Here is a 14,443-nt window from a genome sequence, read left to right on the forward strand (position 1 = left end):
GCTCCACGGGCTGGCCGCTGCCGGGGTAGCGTCCCGGAGTCCTCTGAAACGGAGCAGACAGTTGCAGAACCTCGTGTCCTTCACGGCGAGCCGGCTCGCCGTCCTGCTCCTGCTCGTGGCCAGCGTGCTGGCGTCCCCGTCGTCGGTGGCGGCCCAGGAACGCCAGCGCAGCGAGATCATCGTCCTCGGCGGCCCTGCCGCCGTCTCGGAGGAATCCGTCGAGTCGCTGCGCGACCTGGCCGACGACCTGACGGTCGTCGCCGGTGCGGACCGGTACGAAACGGCGGTTGCCATCGCGGCCGGGGCCTACCCTGACGGCGCAGACGTGGTGTTCGTCGCCACCGGCGAGGACTTCGCCGACGCCCTGGCCATCGGCCCCCACGCCGCGCGCAGCGGCGGACCGATCCTGCTGACCCGGCCCGGCGACCTGCCCACCTCCACCGAGGCAGAGGTCCGTCGACTCTCCCCCGAACGGATCGTCGTCGTCGGCGGGCCATCCGCGGTCGGACCGCAGGTCGAGGCGTCCCTGGCCACGATCGCGCCGGTCGTGCGGATCGCTGGTGACTCCCGCCTCACCACCGCGGTGGCCGTCTCCGCGGTCTCCCATCCCGACGGGACGGACGAGGTCGCCATCGCCCGGGCCGACGACTTCGCCGACGCCCTGGTGGCCGGGCCGCTGATGGCCGAGCGCAACGGGCCGATCCTGCTGACCGGCACCGACGAGCTGTCGGAGGTCACCCGTGCCGAGCTGCTGCGGCTCGACCCCACACGCATCACCATCCTGGGTGGGACCGCTGCGGTCGGCGCGGAGGTCGAAGCCGCGGTGGCCGACCTGGCCCCGACCGTCGAGCGGATCGCCGGGGAGAACCGGTTCGAGACCGCCCTCCAGATCGGGCTGGCCCTGTTCGGGGAGCACGGCGCCCAGCGTGTGTACGTCGTCAGCGGCGAGTCGTTCGCCGACGCCCTCGCCGGCGCCGCCATCGCCGTTCGCCCCGACTCGGGCGGCTTCGCCCAGACTGTCGGCGGGCTCCCTGGCCCCCTGGTTCCCGTGGGTCCGCCCATCAGTCTGGGCATCATCGCCCAGCTGCTCATCGAGGCGGACCTCGTGTTCGAACCCCCGACCGTGGCCGACATCACGGTGACCACCGACAAGGACACCCCGGTCGACATCACCCTCGACGGCACACCCAACCCCAGCGTCGACCTGCCGCTCACCTACGCCATCGATGACCTGCCGTCCGACGCCGACGTGACCCTCGATGGGGACATCGTCACCTTCGACCCGCTGGGTGCGCCGGGTGCCCGCACGTTCACCTACACCGCGTCGCAGGGCGACGAGACCTCCGAGCCGGCCACGGTCACCGTCGAGGTCACCGACCTGCCGGACACGCCCGGCAACCGTGCCCCCACCGCCACCGACCTCGCCGTGACCACCGACGAGGACGTCCCCGTCGTCATCACGATGACCGGCACCGACCCCGACGGCGACCCGCTGACGTTCACCGCAGGCGCCGCCACGTCGGGCACGGTCGTGCCCGGCCCCGGACCCGACGAGGTCACCTACACCCCGGACCCGGACACCAACGGGCCCGACAGCTTCACCTACACCGCGTCCGACGGCAGCCGTGACAGCGCGCCGGCCACCGTCGACATCACCGTCACCCCGGTGCCCGACGCCCCCGTGGCCATCGACGGGTCGGGGACGACCGACGAGGACGTCGACCTGGTCGCCAGCGTCTCCGGGACCGACGCCGACGGCGACGTGCTCGCCTTCGCCGTCGACACCGCGCCCACCGCGGGATCGTTGACCGCCTTCGACACCGCCACGGGCGCGTTCACCTACACCCCGACGCCCAACGCCAACGGCACGGACAGCTTCACCTTCACCGTCGACGACGGCAGCGGACCGACGGCACCGGGCACCTTCGACATCACCGTCACCCCCGTCGACGACCCGCCGGTGGCCAACCCGGACACCATCACCACCAACGAGGACACCCCGGCGGGCGGCACCGTGACCGCTACCTCCGTCGACGGGGGCACGATCACCTACGCGCTCGACACCGACGCCACGAACGGCACCGCGACCGTGGCAGCCGGCGGCGCCTACACCTACACGCCGGACCCCGACTACAACGGGCCCGACAGCTTCACCTTCAGCGCCACCGAGGACGGGTTGGCCTCCACAGCCACCGTGTCGATCACCGTCGACCCGGTCGCGGACGCGCCCACCGCGGACGACCAGACCCTCAGCACCGACGAGGACGTTCCGGTCAACGGCACGCTGACCGGTGACGACGCCGATGGCGACGCGATCACCTTCGCCGTCGACCCGGCGGACCCACGGGTCACCGGCCTCGACGTCAACACCGGTGACTTCACCTTCACCCCCGACGCCAACACCAACGGGTCGCAGAGCTTCACGTTCCGCACCAACGACGGTGCGCTCGACTCGCCGCTCGCCACGGTGACGATCGACGTGGCCCCCCTCCAGGACGCACCCACGGCCACCGCCCGCACGGCAGGGGTGGACGAGGACGACTCCGTCGTGATCGCCCTGGCCGGGACCGACGCCGACGGTGACCCGCTCGTCTTCGCGATCGACACGGATCCGACCGACGGCACCGTGACCGCGCCCGTGTCGACCGGGGTCACGTCGGCAGAGGTCACCTACACCCCGAACGCCGACTTCAACGGACCGGACAGCTTCACGTTCACCGTGGACGACGGCACCGACACGTCGGCGCCGGCAACCGTGGACATCACCGTGTCCAACGTCAACGACCCGCCCACCGTCGACGACGCCAGCGCGACGACCGACGAGGACGTCGCGGTGACCGTCAACCTCGTGGGTGACGACATCGACGGGGATGCGCTGACCTTCACGGTCGTGTCCGGTCCCACCAACGGCACCGTCGGCGCGATCACGCCGACGGGCAACGAGACCGCAACGGTGACCTACACGCCCAACGGCGACTACAACGGCTCCGACTCCTTCACGGTCAGGGCCAACGACGGCGCGCTCGACTCCAGCAGCAACGCCACGGTCACCATCACCGTCGACGCGGTCGACGACCCGCCGACCGCGACGGCCGGCAGCGAGAACGTCGACGAGGACGACTCGGTGCTCATCACCCTGGCGGGCACCGACGTCGACACGGCCGACCTGGCCTTCGCGCTGGGGACCGGACCGACGAACGGGACGCTCGGCGCCATCAGCGGCAGCGGGGTCGGCCAGTCCGCGACGGTGACCTACACGCCGAACGCGAACTACAACGGATCGGACAGCTTCACGTTCACCGTCTCCGACGGGACCACGACGTCGGCCGCCGCCACCGTGTCCATCACGGTCGACCCGGTCGACGACGCGCCGGCCGCGACCGCCGGCAACGCGACCGTCGACGAGGACGACTCGGTGCTGATCACCCTGGAGGGCACGGACCCCGACGGCGGGAACCTGACGTTCACGATCGGGACGGGGCCGAGCAACGGCGGGTTGGGCGCCATCGGTGGCAACGGGGCCGGCCAGTCCGCAACGGTGACGTACACGCCGAACGCGAACCACAGCGGGTCCGACAGCTTCACGTTCACCGTCTCCGACGGGACCACCACGTCGGCTCCTGCAACCGTCTCCATCACCGTCACCCCGATCAACGACCCCCCGGTCGCGGCCGACGACGACTACGACGCGTTCGGCAACACCGAGCTCATCGTGGTCACCGACCTCGCCGATGCCACCCCCGCGCTGCGTGGGCCGGGCGTCCGCATCCAGGGGACCCTGCTCGACGGGGACACCGACGTCGACGGCGACACGCTCTCGGCGGTTGCCGCGACCGGGCAGGCAACGACCCAGGGCGGCAGCGTCGACATCCAGGCCGACGGCACGTTCGTCTACACGCCTGCCGTCGGGTCGACCACCACCGACACGTTCACCTACACGGTCACCGACGGCACCGTGGACGATTCGGGCCTCGCGACCATCACGCTCTCGGAGCTGATCTGGTACGTCGACGCCGACGCGGCCGCCGGTGGCGACGGGCGGTCCCACACCCCGCTCGACACGATGCCCAGCACCGTCGGCGCGGCGGGCGACATCGTGTACGTGGGCGAGTCGGCGACCGCGGTCGGTGGAGCCGGTACGACCCTGCAGGCCGACCAGCAGCTGATCGGCGCCGGGGTCGCCCTCCAGGTCGGGCTTCCCTCGACCGAGCTCGCCCCGGCCTCGACCGCGCCGGTCATCACGAGCACCGCCGATGGCGTCACGCTGGGCGTCAACAACACCGTTCGTGGGATCGACATCGGCACGACGAGCGGCATCGGCCTCGTCGGCAACAGCGGCTTCGGGACCCTGTCGATGTCGGATGTCGTGATCAGCGGGACGGGGAGGGCCATCTCCCTGATCGGCGGCACGATGGGCGCCCCGCCAGCGGGGACCCGACACATCGACTCGGTGGACGTCGTCCTGGCAGGAGGAGCTGATCGCGCCATCCACACCAACCAGCTCAGCGGGGCTCTCCTGCTCGGGACGGTCGACGTGACGGGCACCGGCCACGGCCTCCGCCTCATCGACACGGGCGGCGTCAGCATCGACAGCCTCGACGTCGACGTCACCGGGATCGCGCTGCAGGCCCAGGACCTGACCACCCTTGCCATCCTCAACGGCACGGTCGAACAGGAACGGCTGCACAGCAGCGCCGACGCGGCCCTCGACCTGGACAACATCCGCCTCCTGTCGTTGACCACCGACAGCGTGTCGAGCAACTCCTCGGGTACGGGGGTATCCGTGTCCTCGACTGCAGGGGCGCTGACCGTGGAGGGCCCCACGACCGTCGACTCCGTCGCCACGACGGCGATCGACATCGACAGCGGACCATCCGTGACGTTCGGCGGCCTCGTCCAGGCAGCAGGCAGTAGCGGTCTCCAGCTGACCGGTGGAACGACCACCCTGAGCGCCATGGGTGGCCTTCAGGTGAGCGGCACGACCGGCATCGGCCTCGAGGTCGGGTCCGGCACGACGATCAACGTGTCCGGGCCGGGGTCCACCGCGTCCTCCACCAGCAACACGGCGGTCGACATCACCGGAACGATCGGTGGAAGCGGCGTCACCTTCGACAGCGTCACGGCCGGGGGTGGCACCCACGGCATCGTGTTGTCGAACACCGGCGCGGGGGCGTTCACCGTCACCGGTACGGGTGGCCCCGACAGCGGCGGCACGATCTCCTCCACGACAGGGGAGGGGGTGCTCCTGACCAACACGGGTGGCCCCATCAGCTTCACCGACATCCGGATCACCGGCACCGGCAACCACGGAATACGCGGTACCAGCCAGACCGGCGGGTTCACCGGTAACCGGCTGACCCTGACCACCATCGGCAACGCCGACGACGAGCGCGGCATCTGGTTGACCAACCCAGGCACGGTCACCATCACCGACCCGTCCCTCACCACGATCGCCGACACCGCGATCGAGATCGACCGGACCACTGCGTCGACGGGAGACGTGACAATCACCGCCACGACCCCCGGACCGCACATCGACACCACCGCCAACTCCGGCGCAGGCGTGGAGATCACGGCGATCGGTGCTGGAGCAGTCGTTCCGGGTGGGTCCATCGACGGGATCGACATGACCGGCATCGACGGCCCCGCGATCCGGCTGCTCGCCGGCGACACGTTCGGTTCGGCGGCTGGAGCCATCGGCACCCAGGGCACGGCCGGCACCGACTCGACCGGATCGTTCAGGATCTCCGACGTCGCCGTCGGCACGGTGGCGCCGTTCGTCGCGGGTGCCGGAGGTGGCGGCATCCAGATCCGCGGCGCCGGCAACGGCACCATGGACGTCGACATCAGCGACGCCGACATCGTCACCGACAACGCGTTCATGGCCAGCGCCGTCTCGGCTGACGAAGCCGATGTCGTGGTCGAGATCGCCGGCAGCACCCTCGCCATGGACAACCCCGCGTTCAACGCGGTCGGCGTCGGGGCCGCGCTGGTGGCCGACCCGGGTCAGTCCCCGGTCCTGCACACCACGATCACCAACACCGCGGTCGGTGTCGCCGGCCAGGTCGGGAGCGCCGGAAGCATCGGCGTCGCCATCGAGGGCAGCAACGGAACGGGTGCCATCGACGCGATCCTGTCCAGCACCACCATCGTCAACTCCAGCAGCACCGGGGTGCTCGTCGACAGGGGCATCGGCGCCAACGTCATCCGCAGCAGCCTCGCCACCCACACGGCACAGGACGGCGTCCCGGACATCGCCCTGGATGTCCGGTCCGACATCGGTACCGGTGGCACGCTCGACCTCGCGGTCACCAACAGCACACTCACCGGCCAGCGCGCCGGCATGTTCGCCACCATCGACGACGGTGCCGCGGGATGCCTCGACATCAGCGCCAACTCCCTGACATCCACGCTGGGCTTCCCCGGCGCGGACATCGCCGTCGGAGGAACCTCGACGCTCGAGTTCCCGGACTACGCCGGCGGGAACCCAGAGGCCTACCTGACGGGACGAAACACCCTCATCTCGGCAGCTCCGATCGTGACCGGGGCTCCCACCAACGGCGCGTGCATCCCGCCGGAGATCCGATAGGAGACGATCGCACCGTGTCCGAACCATTCCTCGCCGAGATCAGGATCGTCGGCTTCAACTTCGCCCCTCGTGGGTGGGCGCTCTGCGATGGCCAGATCCTGCCGATCAACCAGAACCAGTCGTTGTACTCGCTGCTCGGCACCACGTACGGCGGCGACGGACGGACCTCGTTCGGCCTGCCCGAGCTGCGGGGTCGGGCGCCGATGCACATCGCCGGCTCCCATCCGTGGGGTCAGAAGACAGGGGAGGAGACCCACACGTTGAGTCAAGCGGAGATGCCATCCCACGGTCACGGCGCGACGGGGCGGACCTCCGATGCCACCTCCGCCGACCCGACGACCAGCAGCGCCCTCGCCCGGGCCAGCACACCCATGTACGGCGACAGCGCCACGGGCCAGCTCGCCTCGACTGCGGTGGCCAACGCCGGCAGCGGCCAGGCGCACAACAACATGCAGCCCTACCTGGTCCTCAACTTCTGCATCGCGTTGCAGGGCCTGTTTCCGAGCCGGAACTGAGGAGCCCTCGTGTCCGAACCCTTCGTCGGTGAGCTGCGCATGTTCGCCGGAAACTTCGCCCCCCGGGGCTGGGCGTTCGCGGACGGCCAGCTGCTGGCCGTCTCCCAGAACGACACCCTCTTCTCGCTGTACGGCACCACCTACGGCGGGGACGGACGGACCACCTTCGGACTGCCCGACCTCCGTGGCCGCGTGCCGATCCACGCCGGCAGCGGACCGGGCCTGACCCCTCGATCGCTCGGATCGAAGAGCGGTGCCGAGACCGTCACGCTCACCACGGCCCAGCTCCCGTCCCACGCCCACGCCTGGCCGGCCACCAACAGCGCCGCCACCGAACGCGACCCCGGCGGGCACGTTCCGGCCGCGGCGGCAGGTACAGCCCGCGCCTACGGCACCACCGGAACCGCCATCACGCTCTCGCCGGACGTCGTCGAGTCCACCGGCGGCTCCAGCCCCCACACCAACATCCAGCCATTCCTGTGCGTCCACTTCATCGTGGCGCTGACCGGGATCTACCCGACCAGGAACTGAGGAGCCCTCGTGTCCGAACCCTTCCTGGCAGAGATCCGAATCTTCGCCGGCAACTTCGCCCCCCGCAGCTGGGCCCTCTGCAACGGCCAGCTGCTCCCCATCGCCCAGAACACCGCCCTGTTCAGCCTCATCGGCACCACCTACGGCGGCGATGGGCGAACCACCACCCAGCTCCCCGACCTGCAGGGACGGCTGCCCATGCACCCGGGTCGAGGCCCCGGCCTGACGGCCAGACAGCTGGGGGAGCGCGACGGGGCCGAGACCGTCACCCTCAACGCGTCCCAGGTTCCCAACCACGACCATTCCGCCACGGCGGTGGACGGGCTCGCCCGTGACAGCCGCCCCGAGGACAACCGCTTCGCGGCCGGACGCGCCATCGGACACTACGTTGACGCCACGGCAGGATCCGCCGCGGCCATGACCCCGCTGGGGTCGAGCGGGGGAGGGCAGGCGCACAACAACCTGATGCCCTCGTTGGCGCTCAGCTACATCATCGCGCTCGTCGGGCTGTACCCCTCGCGCTCGTGAACCGGCCTCGTCCGACAACTGCGGTGGACACCCCGCCGACCCTGCACCCGGCGTCAGCCGAGGACCGTCCGTTCCTCCTGGCGTTGTTCCGTAGCGTGCGGGGCGACAGGTTCGCCCTGCTCGACATGGCCGACGGCGATCGCGATGCCCTCGTCGAGCAGCAGTTCGTGGCGCAGGGCCGGGACTACCGCAGCCGGTTCCCCGGCTCCGACCACCTGATCGTGCGGCTCGGCACGCAGCCCGTGGGGCGGCTCTGGGTCGATCGTCGGCCGGAGGAGATCAGGTTGCTCGACATCGCCGTGCTTCCCACTCACAGAAACCTCGGGATCGGGACCACGCTGCTGCGGGGCCTCCAGGCCGAGAGTCGCCGGACTGGTGTGCCACTCGGCCATGCAGTGGACAACGACAACGACGCCGGCCTCCGCTTCTACGCCCGCCTGGGATTCGAGGTCGCCGGTCCCCTGGGGCACAGCCACGTGTTGATGCGCTGGCACCCGTGACGGTCAGGCAGGCAGGCGGGTGAACACGGCCTCGAAACGCGGTCGCCCGTCGGCGCCCGGTCCGATCGGGACCAGGAACAGCGGCAGGTCCAGGACGTCGTCCCCCAGGGTCACCATCGACTGTGGCAGGTCGAGGCCAGCGGGACCCGCGAACAGGACGGAGAAGGCCGATCCCGACGCCCCGTCGGGTCCGACCGTCCGCTCGACAGCCTCCAGCACCTCGAGCTCCAGTCCCTCCACCTCGGCCACCGACACCTGCTGGCCGGTCCGTTCGGCGAACGTGGCGAGTGTGACCTCGCTCGGGTCCGTCACAGGCACAGGAACTCGTTGGTGACGCCCGCCACCGGGAGCGAGAGGTTGCCCCGGTCGCCCGGCGGGACGGCCAGCGGCCGGCCGTCGGCCAGCATGGCAACCGGCCCGGCGGTCACACCCGTCGACGACACGCGCAGGCGTCCCCGGTCGGTGTCGAAGGACGTCCCCGGGAACACCACGCCGTGGCCGCCACCGCGTCGCAGGGCCGCCACCAGCAGGCTCCCGGTCTCCGCGCCGAGCACCCCGGCCGGGTCCGTGCCTCGGCTCCACGACGCGCAGGCAGGCAGGGCGTCGCCACCGGAGGCCAGCGGGTCGATGGTCACCGGCACGCCGCGGAAGGAACCGTCCTCGAGCAGGTCCAGGAACGGGGCGGCGTCCCTGCCTGCGACCTCGATGTGGAGGGCGTCCAGACCCGCCTGTTCGAGGCGGTCGGCGGCAGCCGAGAGCTCACCGGGCTCGCTGACGATCTCCAGCGCCGCCATCGTCCCGCCAGCACTGGTCACGCCTCGGCCCAGCTGACCGATCAGGTCGAACATCGCCTCCCTGTCCGAGGCGAGCACGCCCACACGCGGTCCGTGCTCGCGCACCGTCCAGGCGCCCAGCGCCGCAGCGGCGTCCGCCAGGTGCAGGCCGTGCACGGTTGCGGCGACGTCGCCGCGGCCGAGGCGACGCGGGGTCGTCGCGCCGAAGGTCGACACGAGCAGCGGTACCGACGCCGCTGCCGCCAGTTCGACGAGCGGGTCGGCCGCCAGCGGGTTCGTGGCCGCGAGCAGCACGTCGACGTCACGGGCCAGCAGGTCGGATGCGGCGCTGCGAATCCCGACCGTGCCACCCACGACCTCGCGTTCGACCATCTCGACCGACAACCAGTCCGGCGCCGACAGGGCGTCCCGCAACCCGGCAACGATCCGACGCGGGAGCTCGGCGTCCCACGGAGAAGTCGGCAGGATCGCGCCGATCCGAAGCGACGTCGGCTTCATCGCCCCGAGTCCCAGCCGCATGGGCGAGGTCCCCGTGGGCTGGAGGAGGGTCGAGGCAGCTGCTGCGGCGACCACCGCCGCACCGCCGAGGCCCAGCTGGCGTCTGGTCAGCGTCTGCACGTCATGCCTGTGGTCATGACGGCAGCCTAGGGGGCGCCGTCCGACGGCGGAGACCAGCGAGGACGATGTAAGGATTCGTCGTCCACGGCCCCGACGGCTGGGGAACGGGGCGACACGGGCCCGCTACCATTTCCCCCTCCATGGACGCCGACGAGTTGCGCTCGACCCTGACCCTGACCAGCGACGGCCTCATCCCCGCCATCGTGCAGCAGCACGACAGCGGTGAGGTCCTGATGATGGCGTGGATGACGCCGGACACGCTGGCCGAGACCCTTGCCCTGGGCGAGACCGTGTTCTGGTCCCGCTCGCGCAAGGAGCGCTGGCACAAGGGTGCGACGAGCGGCAACACGCAGAGGGTGGTCTCCGTCGACGCCGACTGCGACGCCGACACGCTGCTGATCCGCGTCGACCAGGGCCCCGACGGCGTGGCCTGCCACACCGGGGCGCGCAGCTGCTTCGGCACCCGGATCGCCTCCTCGTGAACGGCTATCGCCCGGACCGCGACACCTACGTCGCCCTCGCTGCCGACCACGTCCTCGTCCCCGTCGTGCGCGAGGTCCTCGCCGACGTCTCCACGCCCGTCAGCGTCTACGACCGCCTGCGCGGGCCCGGCACGTTCCTGCTGGAGTCCGTCGAACACGGCGAACGGTGGGGTCGGTACTCCTTCACGGGCCTCAACCCGCTGATCTCCCTCCGTGCCCGCCACGGCCAGGTGGCCGTCACCGGTCCCGTCCCGGACGCCGTCGCGACCGCCGCCGACACCGGTGACCCCCTCGCCACCATCGAGGCGCTGCTGGAGTCGCTGACGGTCCCCGAGCTCGACGACATGCCGCCGCTGTTCGCCGGGCTCGTCGGCTACCTCGGCTGGGACATCGTCCGCCACATCGAGGACCTGCCCGACGACACCCTCGACGACCAGGGCCTCGACGACGTCCGCATGATGCTGCCCGGCCAGGTCGTGGCCTTCGACCACCTGCGCCAGCGCCTGGTGGTCGTCACCAACACCATCCCCGGCGACGACCCGGGGGCCGACTGGGACCGCGCCGTCGCCGACACCGAGGCGCTCGTCGCCCGGCTGGCCGAGCCGATCACCGCACCGGTCATCCCGCCGCCGCAGCCCAGCCGGGTCGACCGAGCCGACGCCAACATGACCCCCGAGGCCTACATGGCCAGCGTCGAGGCATGCAAGGCCTACATCCGGGCCGGCGACGCCTTCCAGGTCGTCCCCTCCCAGCGGTTCTCCCTCGACACCGACGTCGACCCCCTGGCCGTGCACCGGGTCCTGCGGGTGATCAACCCCTCGCCCTACATGTACCTGTTCGACTACGGCGACCTGCAGATCGTCGGGTCCTCACCCGAGGCGCTGGTCACCGCCCGCAAGGGCGTCGCGGAGATCTGGCCGATCGCCGGCTCCCAGCCGCGCGGCGAGACCGAGGCGGAGGACGCCGCCTACGAGGCCACCCTGCGCGGCGACGAGAAGGAACGTGCCGAACACGTCATGCTCGTCGACCTGGCGCGCAACGACCTCGGCCGCATCTCCCGCACCGGATCGGTCCGCGTCGACGACTTCATGTCCGTCGTCCGCTACAGCCACATCATGCACCTGGTCTCACGCGTGCAGGCCCGGGTCAACGAGGGCATGGGCGCCGTCGACGTCATCCGCGCCACGTTCCCGGCCGGCACCCTGTCGGGCGCCCCCAAGGTCCGGGCGATGGAGATCATCGACGAGGTCGAACCCACCCGCCGTGGCATCTACGGCGGCGGGATCGGCTACGTCGACCTGGCCGGCAACGTCGACCTGTGCATCGCGATCCGCACCCTCGTCTTCCACAGCGGCCGTGCCCACGTGCAGGCCGGCGCCGGCGTCGTCGCCGACAGCGTGCCCGAGAAGGAGTACGAGGAGACACGAAACAAGGCCATGGCGCTGCTGTCGGCCGTCCGGGCAGCCGAGGCGTGGACGGCGGGATGAACGCTCGCAACGCCGCCCTGCTGACCCTCGCGGCGGCCCTGCTGCTGCTCGGCGCCAGCGTGGCGGACTGGGCCACCATCACCGTGGAGGAACCCTTCGGCGAGGAAGTCGTCGTCGAGCGCACCGAGACCGTCGCCGGCCCCGAGGTCGCCGGCAACCTGATCACCGTCGGCCTGGCCGCCCTCGTGGTCGCTGGCCTTGCCGTTCGCTGGCCCCGACTGGGTGGTGTCACGGTCGCCCTGGGGCTGGTCGGTGCCGTGTCGGCGATCGGCGGCCTCGATCCCGACGCCGGCGTGGCCACCAGCGCCCCCGGCATCGCGCTCGCCGCCTGCATCGGCATGGTCGCCAGCGGCAGCATGGCCGTTTCTACCACCCTCCGCCGACAAAGCACCGCCGCCGACCGGGCCGCCCCGGCTCGCCCCGACAGCCCCTCCCGCTATACGGTCGAGGCCGTTCGCGGTGACGCGGCTGCCGGCCCCGACGACTGGGACCTGGCCGTCGCCGACGACGAGACCGCCCACCCCGATGCGATAGCAGAGGACAACACGTGACCCGCCTGGCAGCCCTCGACCTGGGCTCCAACTCCTTCCACCTGCTGGTGGCCGACACCCGGCCCCGCGGACGGATCAAGCGGGTCACCACCCGCAAGAAGACCATCCGCCTGGGCGAGCCGGTGTCACGGACGGGTCGGCTCGGTCCCGAGGCGTTCGGTCGCGCCGTCGACGCCTTCACCGACCTGGTCGAGCTCGCCGACGACGAGGGGGCCGACCGGATCATCGCCGTCGGCACCGAGGCGCTCCGCGTCGCCGAGGACGGCCCCGAGTTCCTGCAGCAGATGAAGGACCGACACGGCGTGCCGGTGCAGCTGCTCGACGGGCTGGACGAGGCGGCCCTGTCGCTGAAGGGCATGGCGTGCGCCCTCAACCTCGCACCCGAGCAGGAAGTCCTCGGCCTGGACCTCGGCGGCGGATCACTCGAGGTCGCCCTGGGTGGTACCAACGGCATGGTGGCCGGCGCCACCTTCCCCCTCGGCGGGGCGAAGCTGGTCGACCGGATCTCCGATCCGCCGCGGCTGCACGAACGGGCCGCGTTGCACGCAACGGCGATGGAGATCATCCAGCCGGCCGCCGACAAGGTCCTCGCCGCACGCACCACCCCCGACGAGCCGCTCGTGGCGCTGGCGACCGCGGGCAGCATCCGTGACATCGCCCGGTTCGGCCTCGCGCTGACCAGCGGCTCGGCGCCGGCCAAGGTCCGCGGGATGATGGTCAGCAGGGAGCAGATGGAGCTGGCCTACGCCCGGCTGTGCTCCGTCGACGCCCACGACCGGATGGACCTGCCCGGCATCAGCTCCAAGCGCGCCGACCTGCTGCCCGCCGCCGGCATCGCCGTCCTGGCCGCCATGGAAGCCTTCGGCCTGCAGTCGCTGACCCTGTGCGACTGGGGGCTGCGGGAGGGCGTCCTGCTGGACCTCGGCAGCGACGGCCACATCGTCGATCCCGACTTCGTCGTCGACCAGGAGGACCGCCGTGGCTGACCGATCCGACTTCCTCGCCATGGTCTGCCGCGAGGCGGTCGACCGCGTCGCCGCCGACCGCGCGCACGAACCGACCGACGTGCTGCGCCGGCGGGTCGCCGAGCTGCCTTCGCCGCCGCGGTTCGCCGAGGCGCTGGGCCGCCCCGGCGTCCGGGTCATCGCCGAGGTCAAGCGGGCCAGCCCCTCACGCGGCCACATGACCGACATCCCCGACCCCGCGGGTCTGGCCGGCGCCTACGTGCGCGGGGGCGCGGCCGCGGTGAGCGTGCTGACCGAACCCGCCCACTTCGGTGGGTCGCTGGAGGACCTCCGTGCGGTCGCAGGTGCCGTCGACGCGCCGGTGCTCCGCAAGGACTTCGTCGTGGATGCCCACCAGCTGTGGCAGGCCCGCGACGCCGGCGCCGCCGCAGCGTTGCTGATCGTCGCCGCGCTCGACGACGAGACCCTGACCACGCTGATGGTCGCGGCCGACGAGGCGGGGCTGGACACCCTCGTGGAGACCCACTCCGCAGAGGAGGTCCGACGTGCCGTCGTCTGCCACGACCGCGCCGCCACCGGCCGAACCCTCGTGCTCGGCGTCAACGCCCGCGACCTCGTGACGCTCCGCGTCGACCGGGACCACATCGCCCGGGTCCGCGCCGAGGTCGAGCTGCCGCCCGGCGCCCTGCTGGTGGCCGAGAGCGGCGTCCGCGGCCCCGACGACGTCCGCGCCTACGCTGCGGTTGACGCCGATGCGGTCCTGGTGGGCGAGCACGTCGCCACCCACGCCGACCCCGAGGCGGCCGTCCACGAGCTGGCCACGGCCGTCCCCACCCCACACACCGCCTGATCGCCGGCCCGACCCGGACCGCCCCCATCCCCA

At 71.6% G+C, this 14,443-nt stretch carries 12 protein-coding genes; 10 read left to right on the forward strand and 2 right to left on the reverse strand.

Annotated elements, in window-relative coordinates; genetic code table 11:
* The first annotated feature begins 61 nt into the window (after positions 1–61).
* From CUC05_RS21020 to CUC05_RS21040, 5 genes are read left to right on the forward strand one after another with little or no spacing between them, the layout of a single operon-like run.
* Positions 62–6,589 (forward strand): tandem-95 repeat protein, encoded by a 6,528-nt coding sequence (locus tag CUC05_RS21020; protein ID WP_108668104.1) that lies wholly within the window; start codon positions 62–64, stop codon positions 6,587–6,589.
* Positions 6,590–6,603: 14 nt separating this feature from the next.
* The gene (locus CUC05_RS21025; protein WP_108668105.1) at positions 6,604–7,104 is read left to right on the forward strand and encodes a phage tail protein; all 501 of its coding nucleotides are present in this window, start codon (positions 6,604–6,606) and stop codon (positions 7,102–7,104) included.
* 9 nt (positions 7,105–7,113) lie between these two features.
* Positions 7,114–7,635 (forward strand): phage tail protein, encoded by a 522-nt coding sequence (locus CUC05_RS21030; RefSeq protein ID WP_108668106.1) that lies wholly within the window; start codon positions 7,114–7,116, stop codon positions 7,633–7,635.
* A gap of 9 nt (positions 7,636–7,644) precedes the next feature.
* On the forward strand, positions 7,645–8,163 hold the full coding sequence (locus tag CUC05_RS21035; RefSeq protein ID WP_108668107.1) for a phage tail protein: 519 nt from the start codon (positions 7,645–7,647) through the stop codon (positions 8,161–8,163).
* Positions 8,160–8,663: a GNAT family N-acetyltransferase gene (locus tag CUC05_RS21040; protein ID WP_157965848.1), complete on the forward strand. Its 504-nt coding sequence runs from the start codon at positions 8,160–8,162 to the stop codon at positions 8,661–8,663. Before CUC05_RS21035 ends, CUC05_RS21040 begins: the two co-directional genes overlap by 4 nt.
* A 3-nt stretch (positions 8,664–8,666) precedes the next feature.
* Here CUC05_RS21040 and CUC05_RS21045 read toward each other — a convergent pair whose 3' ends face one another.
* Complete coding sequence (locus tag CUC05_RS21045; RefSeq protein ID WP_108668109.1) at positions 8,667–8,975, reverse strand: DUF6916 family protein; 309 nt, start codon at positions 8,973–8,975, stop codon at positions 8,667–8,669.
* A complete protein-coding gene (locus CUC05_RS21050) occupies positions 8,972–10,075 on the reverse strand; it encodes an ABC transporter substrate-binding protein (protein WP_108668110.1) in 1,104 nt (367 codons plus the stop codon). Before CUC05_RS21050 ends, CUC05_RS21045 begins: the two co-directional genes overlap by 4 nt.
* A gap of 140 nt (positions 10,076–10,215) precedes the next feature.
* On the opposite strand from CUC05_RS21050, the gene hisI reads away from it, so the two are divergent.
* Genes hisI through CUC05_RS21075 form a run of 5 tightly spaced genes read left to right on the forward strand, consistent with a single transcriptional unit; the run spans position 10,216 to position 14,410 of the window.
* Positions 10,216–10,557, forward strand: coding sequence for a phosphoribosyl-AMP cyclohydrolase (hisI, locus tag CUC05_RS21055; RefSeq protein WP_108668111.1), 342 nt, complete (start codon positions 10,216–10,218; stop codon positions 10,555–10,557).
* On the forward strand, positions 10,554–12,044 hold the full coding sequence (trpE, locus tag CUC05_RS21060) for an anthranilate synthase component I (RefSeq protein WP_108668112.1): 1,491 nt from the start codon (positions 10,554–10,556) through the stop codon (positions 12,042–12,044). Before hisI ends, trpE begins: the two co-directional genes overlap by 4 nt.
* A complete protein-coding gene (locus tag CUC05_RS21065; RefSeq protein ID WP_157965849.1) occupies positions 12,041–12,595 on the forward strand; it encodes a hypothetical protein in 555 nt (184 codons plus the stop codon). The genes trpE and CUC05_RS21065 overlap by 4 nt, the downstream gene beginning before the upstream one ends.
* The gene (locus CUC05_RS21070; RefSeq protein ID WP_157965850.1) at positions 12,592–13,581 is read left to right on the forward strand and encodes a Ppx/GppA family phosphatase; all 990 of its coding nucleotides are present in this window, start codon (positions 12,592–12,594) and stop codon (positions 13,579–13,581) included. The genes CUC05_RS21065 and CUC05_RS21070 overlap by 4 nt, the downstream gene beginning before the upstream one ends.
* 19 nt (positions 13,582–13,600) lie before the next feature.
* Complete coding sequence (locus CUC05_RS21075) at positions 13,601–14,410, forward strand: indole-3-glycerol phosphate synthase TrpC (RefSeq protein WP_108668156.1); 810 nt, start codon at positions 13,601–13,603, stop codon at positions 14,408–14,410.
* The last annotated feature ends 33 nt before the right edge of the window (positions 14,411–14,443 follow it).

The sequence above is a fragment of the Euzebya rosea genome (assembly GCF_003073135.1).
Taxonomy (GTDB): Bacteria; Actinomycetota; Nitriliruptoria; order Euzebyales; family Euzebyaceae; genus Euzebya; species Euzebya rosea.

Bases quoted from the DNA above. Each gene is read 5' to 3' on its own strand.
- CUC05_RS21065 (WP_157965849.1), top strand. From the start codon at position 12,041: ATGAACGCTCGCAACGCCGCCCTGCTGACCCTCGCGGCGGCCCTGCTG.
- hisI (WP_108668111.1), top strand. From the start codon at position 10,216: ATGGACGCCGACGAGTTGCGCTCGACCCTGACCCTGACCAGCGACGGC.
- CUC05_RS21075 (WP_108668156.1), top strand. From the start codon at position 13,601: ATGGTCTGCCGCGAGGCGGTCGACCGCGTCGCCGCCGACCGCGCGCAC.